The organism is Alcanivorax sp., assembly GCF_017794965.1.
Classification (GTDB): domain Bacteria; phylum Pseudomonadota; class Gammaproteobacteria; order Pseudomonadales; family Alcanivoracaceae; genus Alcanivorax.
The window spans coordinates 1,710,875-1,734,754 of sequence record NZ_CP051240.1 but is presented as its reverse complement, the minus strand read 5'-3'; the positions used below and the strand labels follow the sequence as shown (position 1 = coordinate 1,734,754).

The window sequence follows — 23,880 nt, the reverse complement described above, 5'->3', positions numbered from 1 at the left end:
GCGGATGGCTGCTGCCGTGCATGCTGCACAGATTGACGGATAAAACAGTGCCACGCTGGGCATCAGCGCTCTCCATATGGCTGCACCGGGACAAAATGTCCATGCAATATCTGTGTATTTACTATCGCCTTTGGGCTTATAGCAAAATAGTATAGCGATATGTTCACATGGTCCCGCTAGCCTTGGGTGTCCTGGAGGGGCGAATAATGATCAAGGGGCGAACAGCTCACAAAAACCCTTGATCTGTATCAAAAAGAGCCAGAGAAGTGCCTGCTAGAGTCGCGGGCAGAATCAACCGGAAGGAAACGCAAATGGAAAACGCTGTTGCTTCGCCACCCTACAATTACAGGGTAGTCCGACAGTTCACCATCATGTCGGTGGTGTGGGGGATTGTCGGCATGCTGGTGGGGGTGCTGATTGCCGCCCAGCTGGCCTGGCCTGCCCTGAACTTTGAAGTGCCCTGGCTCACCTTTGGGCGCCTGCGACCGTTGCACACCAACGCGGTGATTTTCGCCTTCGGCGGCTGCGCCCTGATGGGGACCTCCTATTATGTGGTTCAGCGCACCTGTGGGACCGTGTTGGCGTTCCCTAAGCTGGCGGCTTTTACCTTCTGGGGCTGGCAGGCGGTCATCGTGGCCGCAGCCATTTCCCTGCCGCTGGGTTTTACCAGCGCCAAGGAATATGCCGAGCTGGAATGGCCCATCGACATCCTGATCACTCTGGTCTGGGTGGCCTACGCCATTGTTTTCTTTGCCACGATTGCCCGGCGCACCCAGGCACATATCTATGTGGCAAACTGGTTCTATGGCGCCTTTATCATTGCCATTGCCTTGCTGCATGTGGTGAATAACCTGGAAATCCCGGTGTCGGCCATGAAGTCCTATTCGGTGTATTCCGGGGCTATCGACGCCATGGTGCAGTGGTGGTACGGCCACAATGCGGTGGGCTTTTTCCTCACCGCTGGTTTCCTGGGGATGATGTATTACTACATCCCGGTCCAGGCCCAGCGGCCGGTATATTCCTATCGGCTTTCCATCGTGCATTTCTGGGCACTGATTGCCGTTTACATGTGGGCGGGTCCGCACCACCTGCACTACTCTTCCCTGCCCGACTGGGCGCAATCCGTGGGCATGGTGTTTTCCATTGTGCTGTTGGCACCCAGCTGGGGCGGCATGATCAACGGGATGATGACGCTCTCAGGTGCGTGGCACAAACTGCGAACAGACCCAATCATTCGCTTCATGATTGTGGCGCTTTCCTTCTATGGCATGAGTACGTTTGAAGGGCCGATGATGTCCATCAAGACCGTAAATGCGCTCAGCCATAACACCGATTGGACCATCGGCCACGTGCACTCCGGTGCCCTGGGCTGGGTTGCCATGATCACCATCGGTGCAATCTATGTGATGATTCCGCGGCTGTTTGATCGCAAGCAGATGTACTCCGTGGGCTGGATCAACGCGCACTTCTGGTTGAGTACCATCGGTACGGTGCTTTATATCGCTTCCATGTGGGTGTCCGGCATCATGCAGGGCCTGATGTGGCGCGCGGTGAATACCGACGGCACGTTGACCTACAACTTCGTGCAGGAACTGGTAGAGCGTCAGCCCTTCTACATCATCCGTTTGCTGGGCGGTGTGATCTTCCTGGCCGGCATGGTGTTGATGGCAGTCAATGTCTACAAGACCATCCTTGGCAACCGCGATGTGAGCGGCGCCGATAATGTAATGCAGGCTGCCTGAGGAGAGCGACATGTCCAACGCACATGAAAAAGTGGAAAAGAATGTCGGCCTCATGATCGTGCTGACACTGATTGCAGTGAGTTTCGGGGGTCTGGCGGAAATCGTTCCCCTGTTCTGGCAGAAAGCGACCACCGAGCCGCTGGAAACCCTGCGCCCCTATTCCGCACTCGAGCTTGAGGGCCGGGATATCTACATCCGCGAGGGCTGCCATGTCTGCCACACCCAGATGGTGCGGCCACTGCGTGCAGAAACCGAGCGTTACGGTGCCTATTCTGTGGCCGGTGAAGATGTCTGGGAGCATCCCTTCCTGTGGGGCTCCAAGCGTACCGGTCCGGATCTGGCACGGGTGGGGATCCGCCCGATTACCGAACAATGGCATCGCGAACACCTGCGTGCCCCCCGTCAGGTGGTCCCGGAATCCAACATGCCTGCTTATCCCTGGCTGGAAACCACCCCCGTCAACTGGAAGCACACCGAGCGCAAGCTGCGTGTTTTCAAGGATATGTTCGGTGTGCCCTACAGCGAGGATGACCTGAACGAGCAACTGGCCAAAATTGAGGGCGAGTGGGCTGACGCTACCGAAGAAGATGCATTGGTAGCCTATCTGCTTTCCCTGGGGCAGGAACGCAAGGAGATCACCCAATGAGCTATCACGCGTTACTGACTCTGGTGTTCTTTGTGGCGTTCATCGTCATGGTAGGCTGGGTATACCGTCCCGGCCGCAAGCAGGATTATGAAAAACTGGGTGAGATTGCACTGGAAAAGGATCGCAATCACCAAGGGGGTGAACAATGAGCGATTTCTGGAGTTGGTTCATTATCGTAATTGTTGTCTTCAACCTGCTTGGTTGCGCCGGTCTGTTGTTGTGGAACAAGTCCATTTCTCCGGAAGAGGCAGCAAAGGAAACCACAGGCCACACCTTTGACGGCATTGTCGAGCGTAATTCACCCCTGCCCCGCTGGTGGCTGGGCCTGTTCATCGGCACCCTGATTTTTGCCTGTGTCTACCTTGTGCTCTATCCGGGCCTGGGCAAGTTTGATGGTGTGCTGGGCTGGACCAGCAGCAATCAGTATGAAAAGGAAGTGGCGCTGGTTGAGCGTCAGACCGGACCGCTGTTCGAACAGTATGCCCAGGTGCCCATTGAGGAATTGGTGGCCTACCCGGAGGCGTTGGCGGTGGGCGGTCGGCTGTTTGCCAATAACTGCGCCATTTGCCATGGCTCTGATGCACGCGGCGCCAAGGGCTACCCGAATCTGACCGACGAAAGCTGGCTGTATGGCGGCACGCCCGAGCAGATCGTGACCAGCATTTCAGCTGGCCGCAAAGGCATGATGCCTCCCATGGCCGCCGCCATCGGCAACACGGATGAGGCCGTGCGGGATATGGCTATCTACGTACAGAGCCTGAGTCGCCCGGACCTGGCGAAGGATGCCGGCAAGGCCGCCGCTATCGAGCGTGCCAAACCCAAATTCATGGTCTGCGCGGCCTGTCACGGCCCGGACGGCAGTGGTAACCAGATGCTGGGGGCACCCAACCTCACCGACGCCGTCTGGCTGTATGGGCCCCGCATCGAGGATATCGAGCACACCATCAAGCAGGGCCGCAGCGGCAATATGCCGGCGCATGAATCGCTGCTTTCTCCTGAGCGCATTCATGTGCTTGCCGCCTACGTGTACAGCCTCTCTCAGCCGGCTAACTAACTGGCGGGTAGGACAATCTGTCGCAGTGTCAGCCAGGCTGCACTGCGGCAGACTTGAGGGGTAACTACAGGAGGTCAGCCATGTCAGATCCTCGACGCATCGAGGTCAATGACGCCAGCCCCGATGGTGCTGTCAGTCTTTACAGCAAACGCGAGCGCATTCAAGTTAAATCCATTGCCGGCCGTTTCCAGACCATTCGCAATATCACCATCCTTGGCACCATGGGCCTCTATCTGTTGCTCCCCTGGGTCCGCTGGGACGGACAGCAAGCGGTGTTGTTTGACCTGCCCGGTCGCCAATTCCGCATCTTTGGACTGACCTTCTGGCCACAGGATTTTCTGTTCCTTTCCTGGTCATTGATTATTGCGGCCTTTGCGTTGTTCTTTTTCACTGTGCTGGCCGGCCGGGTGTATTGCGGTTATGTCTGTCCGCAGACGACCTGGACTCGTTTCTTCCAGTGGATCGAGCAATGGCTTGAAGGTGACCGCCACAGCCGCATAAAGATGGACAACGCGCCCTGGACGGCGAGCAAACTGCTGCGCCGCGGCAGCAAGCATGTTTTATGGCTGTTTCTGGCGTTCATGACCGGCCTCACTTTTGTTGGCTACTTCTCCCCGATCACGGATCTCACCGCGCGGATTTTCAGCCTGGGCTGGGGCGGCTGGGAAATGTTCTGGGTGGGGTTCTTCACGGTGGCCACCTACGGCAACGCCGGTTTCATGCGTGAGCAGGTGTGCCTCTACATGTGTCCCTATGCCCGTTTCCAGAGCGTCATGTTCGATCGCAACACACTGATCGTTTCCTACGATGAAGAGCGCGGTGAACCCCGTGGCAAGGGGGCAAAAAAGAAAAAGGCGGATACCGATAATCCACTGGGCGACTGCATCGATTGCGGCCTGTGTGTACAGGTCTGCCCCACCGGTATCGATATCCGTGATGGCTTGCAGTACGAGTGCATCACCTGTGCCGCCTGTATCGATGCCTGCGACGATGTCATGGAGCATATTGGCAAACCCAAGGGGCTGGTACGCTATACCACCGAAAATGCCCTTGAGCACAAAGCCTCCAGCGTGATTCGCCCACGACTTATCGGCTATGGGGCTGCACTGCTCGTCATGGCTACCCTGTTCATGGCCAGCCTCTATGGTCGTGTGCCACTGCAGGTCGATGTGATCCGTGATCGGAACCAGCTCTATCGAACCACCAGCAGCGGAGAAATCGAAAACATTTACCGTCTGGTGATCCTCAACAAGAGCCAGGATGCGGAACGTTACGAACTGAAACTGGAAGGCCCGGAGGGGCTTTCAATGGAGAGTCGCGAGCAATTCACCCTTCAGGGCGGGCAGACGCTGAGCCTGCCTGTCACGGTCAGCTACGACCCCTATGAAGTGGAAGTGCCCTCCTCCACGATCTGGTTTACTGTCAGGTCGCTGGATAACCCTGATCTGGAGAAGCGTCATGAATCACGATTCATTGCACCCGGACGCTGAAAAGGCCTGGTACCGCCACCCGTTCCTGTGGCTGGCCATACTGTTACCGGCATCGGCGGTTGTCGCTGGCCTTATTACGCTCTACATCGCCATTGTGAATGCCGACGATCCGGTTGTGGATGAATGGTATAAGGAAGGCAAGTCGATCAATCGTTCTGCCGAGCAGGAGCAATTGGCGCAACGATTAGGTATCGGGCTGGAGTTATCCCAGGTGGGCGCCGGCGTACAGGCGCGCCTGTTGGCGGCCACAGCGATTCCCATGCCGGCCCGTATCACCGTGGCCCTGCGTCACCCCACTCTGGCAGACCGTGACGTGGTCATCGAACTGGTCAATCTGGATGGCAACCATTACCGCGGTGATGGCGTGCTACCCGATGATGGCCGTCGCAATGTCACGGTGACGTCGCAAGGCAGTCATTGGCGCTTGTACCAGACTGTCATGACCAGCAAGGATGTTCTGCAGCTGGGAGCCATCCCTGCTTCATGACCGAATCTTGCTGGCATTGTGGTAACCCGGCGCCCGCCGGGGCGTTTCAGGCGCGCACTCCCGAAGGCCCCCGTGATGCCTGTTGTCCAGGTTGTGCTGCCGCCATAGAAACCATTTATGGCCTTGGCCTGGATGATTATTACACCGTCCGGGAAAGCCAGGCGCCGATGCCGGATGAAACCCGCACCGCCCTCAACCGGGCCCTGTTCCGGGTGCCTGAGCTGGTAGCCCCACACATCACCGATATCCCCGGAGGGCAGAGGCTGAAATTGCAACTGGGCGGACTCACTTGCGCCGCCTGTAGCTGGCTGATTGAAAAGGCGGTCCGCGAGCAGCCGCACGTCACTTCCGCATCAGTGAATCTGGCCGGCATGACCCTGCTGGTGGACTATGATGGCCCGGCCAGTGCCGAAGACACTGCCAACAGGGTGTTGCGACTGGGCTACAGCGTCACCTTGCCCGGTGATCCAGCGAGCAATGAAGAGCAACGCCGGGAACAGCGCCGACTGGTGGGTAGGCTGGCCCTGGCCGGACTCGGTGCCATGCAGGCGATGATGTACTCCACCGCTCTCTACATTGGCGCCTTTGAAGGCAAGGATGCGGTTTACGAGTGGGTATTCCGTATTGCCAGTCTGGTGGTGGCGACACCGGTGGTGTTCTATTCCGGCTGGCCTTTCTTTCAGGGTGCCTGGCGCGGTCTGAAAAAAGCCCGCCTGACCATGGATGTCCCCATTGCCCTGGCCCTTTTATTAGCCTGGGGTGGCAGCATCATGGTCATGGCTACCGGCGGACGCCATGTGTATTTCGATTCCGCTGCCATGTTCGTGTTCTTCCTGCTCACCAGTCGCTGGCTGGAACAACGCCAGCGCCGCGCAATCCATGAAAGCTATCAGCATCTGGGCGAGACCTTGCCACAGGCGGTACGCCGTCTTGATACTGACAACCAGCCACAGTGGATCAGTGTCCGCCAGGTTACGGCCGGGCATCATCTACAGTTGATTCAGGGGGATACCGTGCCGGTGGATGGCTTGATCCGTGACGGCGAGGCTGCCCTGGATGAATCCGCCTTTACCGGGGAGTCACTACCCGTCCAGCGCCAGATCGGCGAGTCAGTCCATGCCGGCACCCGGGTGGCAGAAGGCAACCTGGTGATCGAATCCACCAGCACCGTTGCCAGCAGCCTGATGGCACAGATCGGTGAGCAGGTGGACCGGGCCCAACAGGAGCGGGTCGAGGTGGTTCGCGACTGGCAGCAAGTGGCACCCCTGTTCACTGTCGGCGTGCTGATCCTCGCTACTGTCACTCTGGCATGGCACTGGTCTTCCGGGCCTGCTGTGGCCTTTGAGCATATGCTCGCGGTACTGGTCGTGACCTGCCCCTGTGCGCTGGCGCTGGCGGTACCGCTGACACTCTCCGCCACGCTGGGCTCTGCCCTGAACAACGGCGTGCTGGTGGCCTCACCGCGGCAACTGTTGCGCCTGCCGCGAATAGCCGGCGTCATTTTCGACAAGACGGGCACCCTGACCACCGGGCAGTTCCGTATCGTCGAACGTGAGATGCCAGTAACAGAAGACGGTGTGCTGGACGCAGATGCACTGCTGGCTATTGCTGCAGCGCTGGAGTGGCAGAACCCGCACCCGTTGGCGCGGCCATTCCAGATGATGGCCCGGGACCCTGCACTCAGCGAGATTCAGCCCTCCCGGCACGGCGTACAGGGCAAACGCAACGGCCAGCAATGGCGCATCGGTGGCGACCCCGCGAGCGCCCGTGACGGCATGACTTGCCTGGCGCTCTATTGCGAAGAACAACTGCGATTGCGGCTGTGGCTGGAGGATGGCCCGCGACCGGAATCTGCCCATGTCGTCGAGCGTCTTCGTGATCAGGGTATCAGCAGCCGCATGGCCACGGGTGACAATACGGAAGCCGCCAGCAAGGTGGCCGTCGCCACCGGCATTACAGAATGGCACGCGGGCATGACGGCTGAGGAAAAACAGCAATGGGTGGCCGAACTGGAGCAGGTTTCCCCGCAGATGATTGTTGGCGATGGCATCAATGACGCCAACGCTATGCTGACCGCCTCGGTGTCTGTAGCCACGGCCAATGCCACCAGCCTGACCCAGCGCGCAGCAGGTCTCTATCTCCTCCAGGACAAACTGGATGCGGTACCCGAACTGCCTGCCCTGGCGTGCTTCTGCCGGCGCCTTATCCACCAGAATCTGACCTGGGCCCTGCTCTATAATGTGGTTGCCGTGCCCTTCGCCGTGGCCGGCCTGATTCCGCCCTGGGCGGCCGCAATCGGCATGTCTGCCAGCTCCTTGCTGGTTACCTTTAACGCCTCACGGATAAGCCGATGGAAATTGTCATCCTCCTGATCCCCCTGGCCCTGATCTTTCTGGCCGGCGCCATCGCCTTTTTGTTCTGGGCCCTGCGCAAGGACCAGTTCGATGATCTGGACAATGCCTCCTGGCGGGTGGTGTTTGATGATCGCGAGCAACGCAGGGAGAAAAATCCCCAAGGTGAGGCAAAGGAGAACGACAACGATGACGCCTGAATCCCTGCTCGCGTTGCTGGCCAGCAGTGCCCTGCTCGCCGCCACGGGCAGCATCCACTGTGTCGGGATGTGTGGCGGCATCAGCAGTGCCCTGACCTTTACCATCCCCGAGCAACAGCGCAAGGGTAAATCCCTGTGGTTGTGGCAAGCCGTGCTCGGCTTGGGCCGTGTCAGCACCTATGCCTTGCTGGGACTGTTGGCCGGTGCTCTCGGTGAGCGACTCCTCAACCTGCTGCCCGGCCCCGCCATGGCACTGGGCCTCGCGTTGTCCGGCGTGCTGATGTTGCTGCTCGCCCTGCATCTGGCCGGCAAGGGGGGGATGCTGGCCCACCTGGAGCGCATCGGTCAGGGCCTGTGGCGCAAGCTTCAACCGCTAACCAAAAAGCTGCTGCCACTGGATCACCCGATCAAGGCCTACGCACTGGGAATACTGTGGGGGTTTCTCCCCTGTGGACTGGTGTACACCGCTCTGGCACTGGCTGCCACCAGCGGGCAGGCGCTCTCAGGTGGGCTGATCATGGCTGTGTTTGGTGCCATTACGGTGATCCCCGTGGCCACCACCGGGGTGGTTGCATCGCAACTGCAGGGATTTCGCAGCCCCCGGGCGCGCAAGTTGGCGGTATTGCTGACCCTGCTGCTGGCGCTGGGTTTCCTGGTCATGGCCTGGCAAATGGCATCCGGTAAAGGCCATGGTAGTCATCAGCATGGTTCCACACCCGCCGCCGAGATGCGGGAGAACATGCAGCAAACCCACCAGCATCACCAACACCATTGATCCACATCAAGAAAGCAGACAGGCATGGCCGTGATAATACGCCTGTCTGTTTGGGAGGAACTGTTGTGGTCGAATGGAATGAAACACTGATCCATCAATATGGTGGACCGGGTCCGCGCTATACCTCCTACCCTACGGCGCCCAATTTCCATGCTGGAATCACTCAGGATGACCTGCTTGCCGCGATGGAGGAAGGAAATGCGGCCCGCCGCCCCCTGTCGCTGTACTTCCATATCCCGTTCTGCAGCTCAGTCTGCTATTACTGTGGCTGTAACCGCATTATCACTGCCAATCGCTCGCGGGCGGCGGAATACCTCAAGCACCTCAAGCATGAAATCCGTATGCGTGCGGCCATGATCGATGATCGCCGTCAGGTCACCCAGATCCACTGGGGTGGCGGCACCCCCACCTATCTGAGCGACGCGCAGATGACCGAGCTGGTCTATGACATGGCTCGGCATTTCAATCTGCGTGAGGATGATCGGGGTGATTACGCTATCGAGATCGACCCTCGCACGGTGGATCGGTCCCGACTGGGATTGTTACGGGGTCTGGGGTTCAACCGGGTCAGTCTCGGAGTGCAGGATCTGGACCATGACGTCCAGGAAGCGGTTAACCGGATCCAGTCCTGGGAAATGATTCGCGACACCATGCACTGGGCCCGGGATTTCGGTTTCCGCTCCATCAATCTGGACCTGATCAGCGGCCTGCCGCGCCAGTCCGAAGCATCCATGATGCGCACGCTGGAAAAGATCATTCCGCTGAAGCCGGAACGGATCTCGCTGTACAACTACGCCCATCTACCGGATCGCTTCAAGGTTCAGCGGCAGATCAACAGCGCGGACCTGCCCTCCCCCGAGGAGAAAGTGCGCATGTATGCCCGCGCCGGCGAGATGTTGCAAAGTGCCGGTTACCGTTTCATCGGCATGGATCATTTTGCGCTGGAAAGTGATGAAATGGCGGTCGCCCAGAAGAACGGTCTGTTGCATCGTAATTTTCAGGGCTACAGCCTGCATGGTGATGCCGACCTGATCGCCATGGGTGTGAGCGCCATCAGCGAGATTGGTAATCTCTATGTCCAGAATGAAAAAAATATCCAGCAGTGGCAGGCCAGAATTGAGAGTGACCAGATCCCTATAGATAAAGGCTATCTGCTAAGCCAGGACGATCAGATGCGCAAGGAGCTTATCATGCGCCTGCTCTGTGACCTGCACCTGGAGATCCCCAGCTTTGAGCAGCGTTGGGGCGTAAATTTTGCCCAGACTTTTGCTGATGCACTTGAGCGTTGGCACTTTTTCGCCGATCAGGGCCTGGTGACCCTCTCTGCGGAGCATTTACAAATCACCGAACAGGGTCGCCTTGTCAGCCGGGCCCTGGTGCAACCTTTTGACCGTTACATGGCCCAACAGACAGCGGTAAAATATAGCCGAATTCTGTAGGCCAGTTCCGGTGTTCTGGCTCTCCACTGGTAGAGTCGATACGCAGCGATAAATATGGGAGTTCCCCGTGTCACAGCATGTTTCCTGTAGCGAATGCAGCCTGAGCCCGGTTTGTCTGCCGCTGGCAGTAGCCCCCGCCCAGCTCGACCAACTGGACAATATCATCCACCGTGGTCGCCCGCTGAAACGCGGTGAGCATCTGTTTCGAGCCTCGGATGATTTCGAATCGGTCTATGCGGTGCGTTCCGGTGCCATCAAGACCTATGTGCTTAGCGATCAGGGCGATGAGCAAGTCACCGGTTTCTATCTGCCCGGTGAAGTACTGGGCATGGATGGCATCAGTACTGCACACCACATTTCCAATGCCAAGGCACTGGAAACGGCCACCGTCTGTGAGATCCCCTTCTCCCAGCTTGAAGGCCTCTCCCAAAAGATTCCGTCCCTTCAGCACCATTTCTTCAGCCTGATGAGTAATGAAATCCGTGCTGACCGTGAATTACACATGCTGCTTAGCAAGAAGAATGCGGATGACCGGGTAGCATCACTGCTGCTTTCCTTGTCTGCGCGTCATCAACGCCGTGGGCTGAGTCACCGGTCATTCCGCTTGCCCATGTCCCGCTATGATATCGCCAATTACCTGGGGCTGGCGGTGGAAACCGTGAGCCGGATTTTTACCCGGTTTCAGCAAAACGGCTGGATACGCGCCGAAGGCCGTGAAGTGGAAATACTGGATCGTCAGAAATTATGTGGTAACGATGCGCTGGAGGATTCGTTGTGAAACCGCCCGTCATGGTTGTGTTGGATCCGGTCCTCAAGGCGCCGCAGCCAGCATTCGAAAAGGCCAAACAACTGGCCGTCGCTCGGAATACCTCTCTGGTCGTGGCGGTAAACGGCTATTCCTCCCCCATGGTCCGTGCCGTGGGCTATGACAAGCAGAGACTGGAAGCCGCCACTACTCAGATTCGCCATGCCTGGGAGCAACGTATTGCCTCTCTGGCCAGCGGGATGACTTGCAGTGCCCATGTGCTGTGGGAGAAGCGTGAAATCGATGCGCTGCAAAAAATCATTCTGGACTACAAGCCATCCATGGTGGTTGTACACACCAGCTCGGACAGTGGTTTGAAGCGCCACCTGTTTACCCCTCGGGACTGGCAACTGATTCGCAAGGCGCCCTGCGATGTGATGTGTATCCACAGCCAACCTTGGCACACCCCGCCCTCCCTGTTGCTGGCGGTTGACCCTGATACCGGTAATGACGGTTCTGATGACCTGTCCGTTAAGGTAACCGGCATGGCCAGAACACTGTCGGAGCAGGTGCAGGGTTCGCTGAAGGCCTGTCACGTGATGGACGCGGTGGATGACAGCCTGGTGCTGTTGATGGGAGAAACGCTGTCGGATTTCAGTGGCAGCCTCAATGACATCAAGGAAACCCAGAAGACGTCATTCAAACGGTTTGCCAGCCGTGAAGGGCTGTCTGCAGATCAGGTGGTGCTACTGGAGGGACCTGTCGCCCCTACTCTGTCCCATTACTGCAAGGATAACGACGTAGATTTACTGATTGTCGGTACGGTGCATCGCAAGCTGCCAGAGCGGCTGTTGCTGGGCGCCACTGCCGAGGCCGTTATTACCCGTGCCAGCTGTGATGTGCTGGTGGTAAAACCCGATGATTTCCAGACCTCCTGGAAATCCTGATTTCGGAGAAGCAAACCCATGTCAGAGAAAAAGGATTTTGTTGAATCGGTTCGCCAGAAACTGGAAGACTGGGATTATCAGCGTGATCGCCTGGTTGCACGCATTGATGATCTCAGCCATGAATGGCGTGAAGAAGCCGAAGAAAAGCTGGCTGACTTCAAGGAACAGCGCAAGGACCTGGAAGCCAAACTGGACGTGCTGGAATCGCGCAGCGAAGACGCCTGGCAAGACATCAAGGATGGTATTGAGCTCGCCTGGGACGGCCTGAAGACTGGCCTGCTGGCAGCACGCAGCGAGTTCGAAGACAAGAAAAAAGATTAAACGCGGTTTCACCACAGAGGTCACAGAGTTCACTGAGTAAAAACCTTTCACTCGGCTCGCTCTGTGCCTCTGGGCAACTGCCGCGATGACCAACGAACGGAATTACCCGGCAGTTCGGTGACATCCCTTCCTGAAACATCGGTCAAAGGGTGCTCGCAAAGAAACCTTTCTCTACTTTCACCACAGAACCCGCCAAGACACGGCAAAAACCTTGTTTTCCTCAGTGAACTCTGTGGCCTCTGTGGTAAACCCGCCTTTTACTGCTCTTCGCGACGAAACACCGGCTTGTCAGCGGTGGATTCTGATTCACAGTAGCGATAGCCTGCCACATCGAAATTGACCAATTTGTCTGGATCCTTGATGCCCTTTTTCAAAATCCATGCAGCCATCAGTCCTCGCGCTTTCTTCGCGTAGAAGCTGATTACCTTGTATTTGCCGTTCTTTTCGTCCTGGAAAACCGGTTCGATGATACGGCCGTTGATGTCCTTTTTCTTGACGGACTTGAAATACTCGTTAGACGCCAGATTGATCAGCACATCCGTTTTTTGTGCTTTCATATCGGCATTCAGCTGATCCGTGATGGTATGGCCCCAGAAGGCATAGAGGTCCTTGCCGCGCTCGTTGTCCAGCTTTGTGCCCATTTCGAGCCGGTAGGGTTGCATCAGGTCCAGCGGTCGCAATACACCGTAGAGTCCTGACAACATGCGAAATTCCTGCTGTGCCCGCTCCAGTTGTTTGTCGGTAAAGGACGCGATTTCCAGGCCGGTATAGACGTCGCCCTTGAAGGCAAACGCAGCCGGACGGGCATTGGTCTTGTTGAACGGGCGCTGCCATTGGGCAAAACGCTCAACGTTGAGATGAGCGATCTTGTCGCTGACTTTCATCAGGCTGCCCACATCCGCCGGGGAAAGCTGCCGGGCACGCTCAATCAGTACCTCGCTGTCATCAAGAAGACGGGGTTGGGTGGTCTTCAGCGGGGGGAGCGGGCTTTCATAATCCAGCGTTTTCGCCGGGGATACCACGATCAGCATGATGTTCTCCTTTACATGTCTCTGGCGGAATTATAAGAATCTAAGCAGCGCAGGTCTGCAAAAGAGGAGGTGAAATGCGCCTATTGCTGATATTGACTGTGGTTATCGCGGTAATTGCCCTGCTTATGGCCAGCTGGCAAAGAGGAAAGCGGGTTTTTGCCGTCACTGCCACAGTCACGGCAGTTGCAGTGGCCATTCTCGCTTACGGTGTCATCAAACAGGGCAAGAATGACCAGGTCACCCTGCCACCGGAGCAGCTGCGGATACAGGTTGACGAACCAGTGCGCTCTGAATCCGGTGTGCGCTTCACCGGGACGCTTTTCAACGACAGTGAGCTAGATCTGGCCGGGGTGACACTGCGCGCTACAGCGCTCTCCTGCCCGGACAGTCAGGCGGATTGCGTCATTCTGGACCAGCAGGAAGACACCTTGTTGCTGTTTATTCCCGCTGGCCGGCATTACCCGTTTGCAATGGTGACCCGCCACCCACCAGGGAATAAACAGGCAGATAAATGGGAGGTGTCGCCGGTATCCAGACTCGCCTACCCTTCGCCCTGAGCGGACTGGACTGGCAAGATGGGGTGATAATGGTCACAATTCGCGTTCCTGACACCCTGGAGTCTCTATGGCGTCCTTGATCCCAGGCCAGGCCACGCCCATCGGTCCAAATGCGTGGCGAGTGCTGGCACGCAACCCGGGTATGATGACCGGCCCTGGCACCAACAGTTACCTGTATGGCAAGGATAGCCTCACTGTTATTGATCCCGGCCCGGAGGATCATGACCACTTGCAGGCGCTGCTCCATGCAGCGAAAGACCTGGGCAAGCCCATTTCCCAGGTGATTGTCACCCACACCCACCGGGATCATTCCCCGGGGGCTCTGGCTCTGGTTGCGGCAACGGGCGCGCGATGTCTTGGCCCCTTTGTGCCCGATGATGGCCTGCAGGATGAGAGCTGGCAGGCAGATACCCTGCTTGCGGAAGGTGATCAGATTGATTGCGGCGGTACAACGCTGGAAGTGATAGAGACACCGGGCCATGTCTCCAATCATCTGTGTTTTCTCAGTGACAGCGGTCTGCTGTTTACTGGTGATCACCTGATCCAGGGCTCTACCGTGGTAATCGCCCCGCCTTCCGGTTCCATGGGTGCCTATTTCGCCTCGCTGCGAAAGCTCCAGGGACGCGGCATTACCATGATGGCACCGGGCCACGGAGACGTGATCGACGACCCTGAAACCGCGCTCAGCCATACCCTCGCCCATCGACAGAAACGGGAAGACAAGGTGCTCGATTGCCTCTTGCCAGAAGCAGCACCGGTGAACCAGCTGGTAAAAAGCGTCTACAACGACGTCCCCGCCTTCCTCCACGGCGTCGCCGAATTCTCCCTGCTCGCCCACCTGATCAAGCTGGCCGAGGATGGCAAGGCGGAAGAATCTGAAGGCGGATGGCGCAGAAACGAGTAACGACGGATGAGAAGCGAGTTACGAGTTACGAGTTACGAGTTACGAGTTACGAGTTACGAAAACCAAAAAAAACCGCAGCGGCGGGGTTTTCGTATTTAATCACCCTCCAATCGCCGGTTAATGCCGGCCCTTGCTGCGCAAGGTTCGCACCTCAAGTGGTGCTCCTACAGTAAAATTCCAACTCGCCGCAGCGTCGCAGTCTTTGCTTTTGACTTAGCTATTAACTGTTAACTGTTAACTATTAACTGCTCTTCACAGCCACCCCTTGCGCTTGAAATACCAGTACGGCGCGATTCCCGACAGGATCATCAAACCAATCGCCATGGGGTAACCAAATTCCAGTGCCAATTCCGGCATGACCCGGAAATTCATGCCGTAAATACTGGCGATCATGGTGGGGGGCAGAAACACCACCGCGGCTATGGAAAAAATCTTGATGATCTGGTTCTGCTGGATGTTGATGAACCCCTGGGCGGCATCCATCAGGAAGTTGATCTTGTCGAACAGAAATGTGGTGTGCGACATCAGGGTATCCAGGTCATGCTGGATTTCGGAGCAGGTCCGGCGGCGGGACTTGTCTGAGCGCACATAGCGCTGAATAAAGGAAATGGAGCGCTGGGTGTCCATCAGACACAATCGGATTTTGCCGTTGGTGTCCTCAAGCCGTGCAAGACGTTCGATGTCCTGGTCCAGCTCGCCATTTTCTTCTTCCAGTACACTGTAGCCCACCTGTTCCAGATCACGGTGCACGTCCTCAATGGCGTCCGCCAGATTTTCCACCTTTTGATCCAGAATGCTGAGCAGAATGTCCATTGGCTGGGAGGCCTTTACCCAGCCCCGGCGTATACGCATGCGCATCAGGCGGAAATCCGCCATGCGGGTATCATCACGGAAGGAAATCAGCCGGTCATCCTGCACCACAAACGCCACCGAGGAGGTCCGGGAGCGGCCATCGGATTGCATCAGAAACAGGGAGTGGACATGCAGCCCGTGCTCATCACTGAAATAACGGGCAGAGGATTCGATCTCTTCCTTGTCGTCCGAGGGCAAGGCGTCCTCGAAGAACGATTGCACCAGTCCCCGCTCGGCATCGTCCGGTTCAACCACGTCCAGCCAGCTGGCCTGGCCAATCAGGGCGCCGTCAGCAGGATGAGAGGCGCTGTCTTTTTCTCGAAGTACACCGTTTTCAATGTTGAAAAGATGCAGCATGATGCGTCCTTGTATCGCGAATTGTTACTTCGGCACCCATTGCCATAGAAGCTGATCATGACCGCCAACCCCGGTGCTTGCCAACCTGAAATTGTTACGCTCGACGACGAGGCCAGACTGTGGCTGTGGCAGACGGCGTTGCCCGACGGTGTGGAGCGAAACCTGTATGGCCGGCTTGAACAGGCACTTGACTGGCATCAGCCTCAAGTGACGGTGTTTGGCAGGTCTTACTCCACACCAAGACTGACAGTCTGGGAAGGTGAACAGGGGGTGAGCTACCGATATTCCGGATTGACAGAACGCGCCAGCGGCTGGCCTGATGTACTGCGCCCGGTTCTCGAGCATGTGGAATCACTCACCGGGCAACGCTTCAACAGTGTGCTGGGTAACCTCTACCGGGACGGTAACGACTGTATGGGCTATCACAGTGATGACGAACCGGAGCTGGGCACCACGCCCTGGATCGCGTCACTCAGCCTCGGCGTCAGTCGGGATTTTGTTTTCCGTCCACGCTATGGCAACCGCAAGCAGTGCGCCAGCCTGGAATTGAGACACAATTCCCTGTTGTTGATGAGTCCGGCTGTCCAGGCACGTTTTCAGCACGCTCTGCCCCGCCGCGCCCGGGTTCATGAAGGCCGGATCAACCTTACCTTCAGAAAGATCATTCAGCCCCAGAACGCATAACTGATCAGTATGGCGGCCAGCAACCCGGCCGCATCTGCCGCAAGGCCGCACCACAGGGCATAGCGGAAATCACGAATGCCCACGCTGCCAAAATACACCGCCAGTACATAGAACGTGGTTTCCGTGGAGCCCTGCATCACTGCCGCCATCCGACCGGCAAGGGAATCCACTCCCTGGGTCTGCATTACATCGATCATGGCAGCCCGGGCACCAGAACCACTGAGAGGCTTCATGAGCGCCACTGGCAGGGCTTCCACAAAACGGGTATCCATGCCCATGGCGGCAGCAAGCCAGTGAAGCCCGCCGAGAAATAATTCCAGTACCCCGCCCGCCCTGAGCATGGCGATGGCCGCCAGCATGGCAACCAGATAAGGGATAATGCGAACAGCCGTGGTAAAGCCCTCCTTGGCCCCCTCAACGAAGACATCATAACTGTCCAGACGGGTACGCCACGCGGCAATGAAGAATGCAGCGAGTACCACCAGCAGGATCCCGTTGCCCAGCAAGCTGGACAAGGTATTGGCCGCGTCTGTCGGTGCAAACCAGACCAGCAGCCCCAGTGCGCCCAGCAGCGCCAGCCACAAGCCTGCCACCAGCAAAAGCAGGGGCTGAAACAGGGAAATTCTCTGCACCCGGCTGGTGACCCATACCCCCACAAATGTGGATACGGTGGTGGCCATCAGCAACGGCAAGTAAATGGCTGCAGGATCTTCTGCGCCCTGCTGGGCGCGAAAAAGCAGCACGGTGACGGGCACCAGCGTGACAGAGGACGTATTCAATACCAGAAACATGATCTGGCTGTCTGTGGCCACCTTTGGCCTGGGATTATTGGCCTGAAGCGCCTCCATGGCCTTGAGTCCCAATGGGGTGGCGGCGTTGTCCAGGCCCAGCATATTGGCGGCCAGGTTCATGGTGACCGGTGCAGTGGCGGCCCGGTTGTTTTGCAGGCCTGGCATCAGCTTGCCCAGCAGCGGTGTTAACCAGGCTGAAAGCCGGTCTGCCAGACGACTGGCTTCGGCCAGCCGGAACAGGCCACTCCACAGCGCAAGTACGCCGATCAGTCCAAGGGACACCTCCACGGCCAGGTCCGCGGCGGCCCACAGCGCATTGACTAATCGCCCGGGAGCCTCCATATCCCCCATAAGCAACTGAATACAGGCGCCGGCGACGCCCGCGAGGAAAAACAGGCTGAAGAGTCTGTGCAAACCTTCCCCCTTGCGCTAGGGTTTACATCTAAGTGTATGAAATTCTGGTAGTTGGTGTTGCCATATTGCGTCCACGGGAACACCAAAGAGCTGATCGGGTCTAGCAATATAGCCGGCTTGAATATGGTCAGCCGCTTTCCGGTCACAAACAAGGTAAACCATTGAGAAAACGCATGTCATTAGTCCGTAAAATGTTTCCAGTCGGTCTGGCGGTGCTGCTTCTGGGCGGCACACTTCAAGTCACTGGCAGCCTGCGTGCTGCGCCAGAGATTGAAGGCGCCCTGAAACCGACCAGCGAGCAAAGGGATGCAGCCGAGGAAATTTCGGACAAGCTCAAGTACCACTACCGCAAGCTGGACTTCAATGATGCGCTTTCCAGCCGCGTACTGGACCAGTATCTGAAGGATCTGGATCCCAACCGTCTCTACTTTGTGGCCAGCGATATCGACGAATTCGAGCGTTACCGCAAAGTGCTGGATGATCAACTCAAGGATGGCGAGCTCGAAGCAGGCTATACCATCTTCAACCGTTTCCAGAGCCGTATCGAGGAGCGCCTCGATGCCATGCTGGAAATGGTCAATGGCGACCTGTCAGAACTGACGTTCGATGGCGCTGACACCGTTCGTGTGGATCGGGAAGAGGCCGACTGGGCCAAAGACGAAGCCGCCCTCGCCGACATCTGGGAGCGCCAGTTCAAGAATGCGGTCTTGACCATGCGTCTCAATGGCACTGCTGATGAGGACATCAAGACACGCCTGACCCGCCGCTACGAGAGCCAGCTAAAGCGTATCAAGCAAAACACCCCTGAGGACGTGTTTCAGGTCTACATCAATGCCCTGACCCAGACGTTCGATCCACACACCACCTACTTTACCCCGCACAACTCCGAGAACTTCGATATCAGCATGAGCCGATCCCTGGAAGGCATCGGGGCTGTACTGCAGTACGAAGACGGCTATACCAAGGTGGTGCGTCTGGTGCCCGGCGGTCCGGCGGCCAAGAGCGGTCAATTGAAGCCGGCAGATCGTATCGTGGGCGTTTCACAGGAGGACGCCTCCCCTGTCCCGGTGATCGGTCTGCGTCTTGACGAGGTGGTGGATCAGATTCGTGGCCCCAAGGGCACCAAGGTCAATCTGGAAATCATCCCGGCCGGCACCAACAGCGAGCACGACACCCGTGTGATCAGCATCATTCGTAATAAAGTGGTGCTTGAGGAACAAGCGGCGAAGAAAGACATTATCGAAATCCAGCGTGAGGGCGAAACCCGCAAGCTGGGCGTGATCGAGATTCCGGCATTCTATCTGGACTTTGCCGCTTTCCACCGTGGCGACCCGGATTACACCAGCACCACCAGCGATGTGGCCAAGCTCCTGGTAGAGCTGCGCAAGGAAAATATCGATGGTCTCGTCATCGACCTGCGCAACAACGGCGGCGGCTCCCTGCTGGAAGTGAACAAGCTGGTTAGCCTGTTCATCAACCGCGGCCCCACGGTCCAGGTGCGTGAATCCAGTGGTCGGGTCAGTGTAGAAGCGGACAAGTTTCCCGGGGTGCTCTACGCCGGCCCCATGGCGGTGATCGTAAACCGCTACAGCGCTTCCGCCTCCGAAATTTTCGCCGGAGCCATGCAGGATTATGGCCGGGCCCTGATCGTTGGTGATCAGACTTACGGCAAAGGCACCGTGCAGACCCTGCTGGATCTGAACCACGGCAAATTGAAAATGACCAATGCCAAGTTCTATCGAGTATCTGGATCCAGTAACCAGAACCTCGGCATTGTCCCGGATGTGGATATGCCCTCGCTGATCGACAAGGGGGATGTGGGAGAAAGCTCTCTGCCCAACGCCATGCCCTGGGATGAGATCGAGTCGGCCAACTATCAACGCGTCAGTGACATGGTGCCCTACCTGCCCATGCTGAGAGAGCGCCACGACAGCCGCATCGAGAAAGACCCGGAATTTGTCTACGTGGAATCACTGCGCACCCTGCTCGACCATAACCGCAACCGGGATGAGCTCTCGCTGAACATGGAGCAGCGGGCGTCCATGCAGGAAGATTTTGATGCCCAGCGGCTGGCCATCGAGAATGCTCGCCGTGAAGCCCGGGATGAAGAGCCTCTTGCCGATATCAAGGCCCTGCGCGACCTTGAGGAGCAGCGGGCCCTGGACCCGCAAAGTCATGAGGAAGCCATGGACGAGGACCCTTACGTGCGCGAAACCGGGGAAATCCTGGTGGATCTCATCGACCTGATTCGTGACAACCAGGTGGCACGCAAAGGCTGAAAGATTCTCTCGCTCTCACAAAGCCGGCGACACGCCACAGCTATCCCACAGTTTGATTTAGCGAAGTCCGAAACCCGTCAGGCTGGCAAGCCGGCGGGTTTCTCTGTTTAGGGGAACAGGATTTCACCGCCGCATTTTGACTCTCGCAGATGCCTGTCCCATGGGAGCGTGCTTGCACGAGAAGGTCCCTCAGGGTTCGAGCATCAAGCCGCCCTACGCCAACGACTTGAACCCCCAGCGTGCGGGGTTGTCTCCCAGCCCCAGCTGCAGTGTGCGGCGGCCCAGATTGTGATTGAAGCCTTCCACCAGGCGCTTGGCAGGGTCTGGCAGGATGCGCATGCTGATACTGGCGGCACGAATGGCGGTCTTGACGATATGCACTGCGGAGCTGGCAGGCACCGAGCTGTAAATGTTCAGATCATCAGCCACCCTGTCCCCTATCAGATATCGACTGAAGGCAAGTAGCACATCATAGGGCAGATTGAACGGTGGTTTGCCAGACATGTCCTTGAGCAGCGCCTTGGCCAAGGACTCACTGTCTGGGGTCGGATCATAAAGGTGCGAAGTAAGCTGAAGAGCCAGGATTTCCTGCTCTTCCAGGGTGGTAGTCAGTAAGGCTTCATCCACACCGAGCAGGTAGCCGGCATAGCGCCAGAAATAGTGCATGGATTCATGTTCGCGGCGGTTGATATTGACCCCCAGTCGCTTCAGCCCGCGCACTACCATGAAGTCGAATTCCAGAATCGTGCCCGCCATGTCTTCCTGATTGATGGGCATATCGTACTTTTCCACATCCCAGCGGGGGTTGTTACGCAGGAACTGGCGCACTGCGGCATGGAGCAACCGGACTTCCATCAGAGTGCGATGCCCCAATCCGCCAGGCTTCAGGCCATCATCGCCAACAATGTTGTGCAGCATCTGCCCGGTTTCGTAGATCCGGCGTGAGACGTCCTTCTGTAACCGCCCTGTGGCAACCAATACCTGGGAGGGTTTGTTATGTGCATAGCCTTCAACCAGGCTGGAACACATCAACACCAGCCCCTGCAGCGCACCATTACGCCGGTACATGCGGCGCCCCAGCTCCATCTCCTCGAAGTCCACCCATGAGGGCACGGTATGGCAATGGTCCAGGAAGGCCTGGAAATCCCCGCCCTCCTCTTTCGCCCGCCGTTCCACCTCATCCAGCAGCCCGGAAGGGCGGCTGAACTTGATCTGGGCCGCACAGCGATCTGCCAGCGGGTCCTGGATCTGGCGCCAGCGATTCAGGTTGTCGTGGGAGTAGCGGTCCCACCAGATCCGCTCCTGCGGGCTCTGTGGCCCCTTCTGGTAACGGGCAAGCTCCTGGGGCGTGGCCATAGATACCTCTCTGTATTATTGTTTTCAGAACCAGTGAGTTCTGACTCAAAGGTAAGGCCACGTGAGAAGAGGGTCAATACACTATTTGCCGCTTTCTGTTACCCCCTCAATCAGACTGTTGATCAGCCACTGGGGGGCGTCCAGAGGCAGATCATGGCCCGCCTGGGGGTGAACCTTGATGGGTAATTGCCAGGCATCCGCCATGCGCTGTGAGCAATCCGGGCTCACCAGCCTGTCGCCGCCTCCATTGATGATCAGGGCCGGCACACTGGCCGGCAGTGACGCCGGAGCGTGAAAGCGCATTGCAGCCAGCAATTGCCGAAGGCTGTTGGCTACGGAGACGGGCTGCATCCGGGCATATTCCGCCCATTTTTCGGCTAGCTGGTGCAGGTATTCCCGGCCGTGGAGGTTGGAGGTGATCTCCAGGATGGCCTGCTCTTTGCTCACCTTGTCCCGGTTAAGAATGCCGTCGCGGATCAGGCGTACATAATTGGCGGGTCTCAGGCGTTTCCAGAACGGGCTGAAGCGGCTGGAAGAGGTGTTGATCAGGGCGGCGAAGGCAACCTCCTTCGGAGCCTGGGAGAGCCATTGCACCGCCGTCATGGCGCCAAGTGATAGCGCCACAAGGTGATACGGCCCTTCCAGCCCCATCTGTTTCAATTGATGTCGGGCATGAACAACCATGCCACCAATTCGTGTGGGGCTGGGATCATTAAAGAACTCACCGTTGCCGGGCAGATCCAGAGTAATGACCCGGTCCTGTGGTAGCGCGGCCTGCATTTTGGCCGGAAAATCTTCCCAATGCTTCTTTTCACGGACCAGGCCTCTGAGTAACACCCAGGTTCTTGCCATTCGCTGTTATCCTTTGCGTTGTGGTTTCCCGACGGTAACCCCGGCGGTTTGGACAATGACCCGCCCGGGTTTACCCGCTAGAATGCCACCGGCATTCTGGATGGCAAATGGAGTTTCCTCGCCGATGACACGAAAAACGGTAAAACGAGTAAAAACAGGCTCTGTTGAGCGTCGCTTTTCCATGGCCAAAGCCGGTTTTATGGCGGGTGCCAAGTATGCGACCGCCAGTGCCGGTACGTTTTTTACCAACAAGGACAAGCGCGAAGAGCGTCGCAAGGAAATTCTGACTGCCCGTGCCCAGGAGCTGGTGGAAGAACTGGGCAAACTCAAAGGGTCCGTGGTCAAGATTGGTCAGATGATGGCGCTCTTCGGAGAGCACTTCCTGCCTGAAGAAGTGACCACTGCTCTGCATACCCTGGAAAACCAGACCACGGCCCTCGAATGGTCCTCCATAGAAAAGCATCTGCAGCGTCAGCTGGGTGAAGTAAAACTGGCCGAACTGGACGTGGACCCTACCCCGCTGGGCGCGGCGTCACTGGCGCAAGTGCACCGTGCAACCCGCAAATCCGACGGACGCCAGCTGGTACTCAAGATTCAGTACCCCGGTGTGGCGGATGCCATCGATTCCGACATGCGCGCCCTGGTCCGCCTGCTCAAGCTCAGCCGCCTGGTACCGATTACTGAACAGTTCAACATGTGGCTGGACGAAGTGCGGGAAATGTTGCGCCGTGAGGTGGATTACGATCTTGAAGCTCACACCACCCGACATTTCCGCCAGATTCTGGCGGATGATCCCCGCTTCGTGGTGCCGGAAATCATCCCGGAGTTCTCCAGCCACAACATCATGTGCATGACTTTTGAAGAAGGCATCGGTGTAACGGATCCAGCCGTCCTGGAATTATCACAGACTCGCCGCAACTTTATTGGCCGCGCCATCATGGAGCTGTGCTGTCGGGAAGTCTTTGAGTGGAACAAGATGCAGACCGACCCCAATTTTGGCAATTATCTGCTCAGAATTGGTGCCGAGCCTGAACAAGACCAGATCGTACTGTTGGATTTTGGCGCTATCCGTGATTTCGGCAATGATGTACTTGGTCCCGGCCGCGAAATGATCCGTGCCTCCTACCATCATGACGCTGATCGCCTGGTTCGAGCCCTCAACGCTCTGGATTTCCTTGCACGGGGAACCCCGAGGCGAATTCTGGATGATTTCGCGGCGTTATGTTTTGAAGCCGTGGAAGTGTTGCAGGATCCCGAGCGCTTTCCTCCACCCGCTGATCTGCTCAATGACCAGCTGGAATATCGCTGGGGGAAAAGCAATCTGCCTTCCCGGATCATGAACAAGGCCGGCAAGAACGCCCTTTCGGTCCATTTTGATGTACCACCGAAGGAATTTATCTTTTTGTTCCGAAAACTGCTGGGAGCCTACACTTTCCTGCACGTGATCGACGCGGAAGTGCGCGGGAATCACATTCTGGACCCCTTTATCAGTATGCAGGAGCAGGAAGATATCCTGCTGGTCGACCAGAAAACCATCAGTCCGGTGGATTGACGCTGACAGACCCCGGCCTCAGGATGGCCGGCACCGCCTCCCGGATAGTGATTA

At 57.4% G+C, this 23,880-nt stretch carries 23 protein-coding genes; 18 read left to right on the top strand and 5 right to left on the bottom strand.

The window, feature by feature from the left end:
- The first annotated feature begins 311 nt into the window (after nt 1-311).
- From ccoN to HF945_RS07695, 13 genes are all read left to right on the top strand, one after another.
- Nucleotides 312-1,742, top strand: coding sequence for a cytochrome-c oxidase, cbb3-type subunit I (gene ccoN / locus HF945_RS07755; RefSeq protein WP_290525171.1), 1,431 nt, complete (start codon nt 312-314; stop codon nt 1,740-1,742).
- Between the two features lie 10 nt (nt 1,743-1,752).
- Complete coding sequence (ccoO, locus tag HF945_RS07750) at nt 1,753-2,388, top strand: cytochrome-c oxidase, cbb3-type subunit II (RefSeq protein ID WP_290525170.1); 636 nt, start codon at nt 1,753-1,755, stop codon at nt 2,386-2,388.
- Nucleotides 2,385-2,537, top strand: coding sequence for a cbb3-type cytochrome c oxidase subunit 3 (locus HF945_RS07745; protein ID WP_290525169.1), 153 nt, complete (start codon nt 2,385-2,387; stop codon nt 2,535-2,537). The genes ccoO and HF945_RS07745 overlap by 4 nt, the downstream gene beginning before the upstream one ends.
- Complete coding sequence (gene ccoP / locus HF945_RS07740; protein ID WP_290525168.1) at nt 2,534-3,442, top strand: cytochrome-c oxidase, cbb3-type subunit III; 909 nt, start codon at nt 2,534-2,536, stop codon at nt 3,440-3,442. The genes HF945_RS07745 and ccoP overlap by 4 nt, the downstream gene beginning before the upstream one ends.
- A gap of 80 nt (nt 3,443-3,522) precedes the next feature.
- Nucleotides 3,523-4,932, top strand: coding sequence for a cytochrome c oxidase accessory protein CcoG (gene ccoG / locus HF945_RS07735; RefSeq protein WP_290525167.1), 1,410 nt, complete (start codon nt 3,523-3,525; stop codon nt 4,930-4,932).
- Nucleotides 4,901-5,419 (top strand): FixH family protein, encoded by a 519-nt coding sequence (locus tag HF945_RS07730; RefSeq protein WP_290525166.1) that lies wholly within the window; start codon nt 4,901-4,903, stop codon nt 5,417-5,419. The genes ccoG and HF945_RS07730 overlap by 32 nt, the downstream gene beginning before the upstream one ends.
- Nucleotides 5,416-7,791 carry a heavy metal translocating P-type ATPase gene (locus HF945_RS07725; protein ID WP_290525165.1) on the top strand — a complete coding sequence of 792 codons (2,376 nt, stop codon included), beginning with the start codon at nt 5,416-5,418 and terminating at the stop codon, nt 7,789-7,791. Before HF945_RS07730 ends, HF945_RS07725 begins: the two co-directional genes overlap by 4 nt.
- Complete coding sequence (gene ccoS, locus HF945_RS07720; RefSeq protein ID WP_290525164.1) at nt 7,770-7,970, top strand: cbb3-type cytochrome oxidase assembly protein CcoS; 201 nt, start codon at nt 7,770-7,772, stop codon at nt 7,968-7,970. The genes HF945_RS07725 and ccoS overlap by 22 nt, the downstream gene beginning before the upstream one ends.
- Nucleotides 7,960-8,745, top strand: a complete 786-nt coding sequence (locus tag HF945_RS07715) for a sulfite exporter TauE/SafE family protein (protein WP_290525163.1) — start codon at nt 7,960-7,962, stop codon at nt 8,743-8,745. Before ccoS ends, HF945_RS07715 begins: the two co-directional genes overlap by 11 nt.
- A gap of 65 nt (nt 8,746-8,810) precedes the next feature.
- Nucleotides 8,811-10,184: an oxygen-independent coproporphyrinogen III oxidase gene (gene hemN, locus HF945_RS07710; RefSeq protein ID WP_290525162.1), complete on the top strand. Its 1,374-nt coding sequence runs from the start codon at nt 8,811-8,813 to the stop codon at nt 10,182-10,184.
- A 67-nt stretch (nt 10,185-10,251) separates the two neighbouring features.
- Nucleotides 10,252-10,962 carry a fumarate/nitrate reduction transcriptional regulator Fnr gene (gene fnr, locus HF945_RS07705; RefSeq protein WP_290525161.1) on the top strand — a complete coding sequence of 237 codons (711 nt, stop codon included), beginning with the start codon at nt 10,252-10,254 and terminating at the stop codon, nt 10,960-10,962.
- Entirely contained in the window at nt 10,959-11,876 is a 918-nt protein-coding gene (locus tag HF945_RS07700; protein ID WP_290525160.1) for a universal stress protein, read from the top strand. The genes fnr and HF945_RS07700 overlap by 4 nt, the downstream gene beginning before the upstream one ends.
- A gap of 18 nt (nt 11,877-11,894) precedes the next feature.
- Nucleotides 11,895-12,197, top strand: a complete 303-nt coding sequence (locus HF945_RS07695; RefSeq protein WP_290525159.1) for a hypothetical protein — start codon at nt 11,895-11,897, stop codon at nt 12,195-12,197.
- A 257-nt stretch (nt 12,198-12,454) separates the two neighbouring features.
- Here the strand turns inward: HF945_RS07695 and yaaA are convergent, their stop codons facing one another.
- Nucleotides 12,455-13,228 carry a peroxide stress protein YaaA gene (gene yaaA, locus HF945_RS07690; protein ID WP_290525158.1) on the bottom strand — a complete coding sequence of 258 codons (774 nt, stop codon included), beginning with the start codon at nt 13,226-13,228 and terminating at the stop codon, nt 12,455-12,457.
- Nucleotides 13,229-13,302: 74 nt separating this feature from the next.
- Between yaaA and HF945_RS07685 the strand changes: the two genes are divergently transcribed.
- Both HF945_RS07685 and HF945_RS07680 read left to right on the top strand, forming a co-directional pair.
- Nucleotides 13,303-13,785 (top strand): hypothetical protein, encoded by a 483-nt coding sequence (locus tag HF945_RS07685; protein ID WP_290525157.1) that lies wholly within the window; start codon nt 13,303-13,305, stop codon nt 13,783-13,785.
- Between the two features lie 67 nt (nt 13,786-13,852).
- Nucleotides 13,853-14,689 (top strand): MBL fold metallo-hydrolase, encoded by an 837-nt coding sequence (locus HF945_RS07680; RefSeq protein WP_290525156.1) that lies wholly within the window; start codon nt 13,853-13,855, stop codon nt 14,687-14,689.
- A 252-nt stretch (nt 14,690-14,941) separates the two neighbouring features.
- On the opposite strand, the gene corA is transcribed toward HF945_RS07680, so the two are convergent.
- A complete protein-coding gene (gene corA, locus HF945_RS07675; RefSeq protein WP_290525155.1) occupies nt 14,942-15,898 on the bottom strand; it encodes a magnesium/cobalt transporter CorA in 957 nt (318 codons plus the stop codon).
- A 57-nt stretch (nt 15,899-15,955) separates the two neighbouring features.
- On the opposite strand from corA, the gene HF945_RS07670 reads away from it, so the two are divergent.
- Entirely contained in the window at nt 15,956-16,582 is a 627-nt protein-coding gene (locus HF945_RS07670) for an alpha-ketoglutarate-dependent dioxygenase AlkB (protein ID WP_290525154.1), read from the top strand.
- Here the strand turns inward: HF945_RS07670 and HF945_RS07665 are convergent.
- Nucleotides 16,564-17,787 carry a nucleoside recognition domain-containing protein gene (locus HF945_RS07665; RefSeq protein ID WP_290525153.1) on the bottom strand — a complete coding sequence of 408 codons (1,224 nt, stop codon included), beginning with the start codon at nt 17,785-17,787 and terminating at the stop codon, nt 16,564-16,566. The two genes, HF945_RS07670 and HF945_RS07665, sit on opposite strands and share 19 nt — an antisense overlap.
- Nucleotides 17,788-17,960: 173 nt before the next feature.
- On the opposite strand from HF945_RS07665, the gene HF945_RS07660 reads away from it, so the two are divergent.
- Nucleotides 17,961-20,066 carry a carboxy terminal-processing peptidase gene (locus tag HF945_RS07660; RefSeq protein WP_290525152.1) on the top strand — a complete coding sequence of 702 codons (2,106 nt, stop codon included), beginning with the start codon at nt 17,961-17,963 and terminating at the stop codon, nt 20,064-20,066.
- Nucleotides 20,067-20,279: 213 nt separating this feature from the next.
- Here the strand turns inward: HF945_RS07660 and HF945_RS07655 are convergent, their stop codons facing one another.
- Both HF945_RS07655 and HF945_RS07650 read right to left on the bottom strand, forming a co-directional pair.
- Complete coding sequence (locus tag HF945_RS07655; RefSeq protein ID WP_290525151.1) at nt 20,280-21,422, bottom strand: oxygenase MpaB family protein; 1,143 nt, start codon at nt 21,420-21,422, stop codon at nt 20,280-20,282.
- 81 nt (nt 21,423-21,503) lie between these two features.
- Complete coding sequence (locus HF945_RS07650; protein ID WP_290525150.1) at nt 21,504-22,274, bottom strand: alpha/beta hydrolase; 771 nt, start codon at nt 22,272-22,274, stop codon at nt 21,504-21,506.
- A gap of 124 nt (nt 22,275-22,398) precedes the next feature.
- Between HF945_RS07650 and HF945_RS07645 the strand changes: the two genes are divergently transcribed.
- Nucleotides 22,399-23,826, top strand: a complete 1,428-nt coding sequence (locus tag HF945_RS07645) for an AarF/ABC1/UbiB kinase family protein (RefSeq protein ID WP_290525149.1) — start codon at nt 22,399-22,401, stop codon at nt 23,824-23,826.
- The last annotated feature ends 54 nt before the right edge of the window (nt 23,827-23,880 follow it).

Coding starts and splice junctions, on each gene's coding strand:
- HF945_RS07660 (WP_290525152.1), top strand. CDS start 17,961: ATGTCATTAGTCCGTAAAATGTTTCCAGTCGGTCTGGCGGTGCTGCTT.
- HF945_RS07645 (WP_290525149.1), top strand. CDS start 22,399: ATGACACGAAAAACGGTAAAACGAGTAAAAACAGGCTCTGTTGAGCGT.
- ccoN (WP_290525171.1), top strand. CDS start 312: ATGGAAAACGCTGTTGCTTCGCCACCCTACAATTACAGGGTAGTCCGA.
- ccoO (WP_290525170.1), top strand. CDS start 1,753: ATGTCCAACGCACATGAAAAAGTGGAAAAGAATGTCGGCCTCATGATC.
- HF945_RS07670 (WP_290525154.1), top strand. CDS start 15,956: ATGACCGCCAACCCCGGTGCTTGCCAACCTGAAATTGTTACGCTCGAC.
- ccoS (WP_290525164.1), top strand. CDS start 7,770: ATGGAAATTGTCATCCTCCTGATCCCCCTGGCCCTGATCTTTCTGGCC.
- HF945_RS07695 (WP_290525159.1), top strand. CDS start 11,895: ATGTCAGAGAAAAAGGATTTTGTTGAATCGGTTCGCCAGAAACTGGAA.
- HF945_RS07685 (WP_290525157.1), top strand. CDS start 13,303: ATGCGCCTATTGCTGATATTGACTGTGGTTATCGCGGTAATTGCCCTG.
- ccoP (WP_290525168.1), top strand. CDS start 2,534: ATGAGCGATTTCTGGAGTTGGTTCATTATCGTAATTGTTGTCTTCAAC.
- ccoG (WP_290525167.1), top strand. CDS start 3,523: ATGTCAGATCCTCGACGCATCGAGGTCAATGACGCCAGCCCCGATGGT.
- corA (WP_290525155.1), bottom strand. CDS start 15,898: ATGCTGCATCTTTTCAACATTGAAAACGGTGTACTTCGAGAAAAAGAC.
- HF945_RS07650 (WP_290525150.1), bottom strand. CDS start 22,274: ATGGCAAGAACCTGGGTGTTACTCAGAGGCCTGGTCCGTGAAAAGAAG.
- HF945_RS07715 (WP_290525163.1), top strand. CDS start 7,960: ATGACGCCTGAATCCCTGCTCGCGTTGCTGGCCAGCAGTGCCCTGCTC.
- HF945_RS07725 (WP_290525165.1), top strand. CDS start 5,416: ATGACCGAATCTTGCTGGCATTGTGGTAACCCGGCGCCCGCCGGGGCG.
- HF945_RS07745 (WP_290525169.1), top strand. CDS start 2,385: ATGAGCTATCACGCGTTACTGACTCTGGTGTTCTTTGTGGCGTTCATC.
- HF945_RS07680 (WP_290525156.1), top strand. CDS start 13,853: ATGGCGTCCTTGATCCCAGGCCAGGCCACGCCCATCGGTCCAAATGCG.
- yaaA (WP_290525158.1), bottom strand. CDS start 13,228: ATGCTGATCGTGGTATCCCCGGCGAAAACGCTGGATTATGAAAGCCCG.
- HF945_RS07730 (WP_290525166.1), top strand. CDS start 4,901: ATGAATCACGATTCATTGCACCCGGACGCTGAAAAGGCCTGGTACCGC.
- HF945_RS07655 (WP_290525151.1), bottom strand. CDS start 21,422: ATGGCCACGCCCCAGGAGCTTGCCCGTTACCAGAAGGGGCCACAGAGC.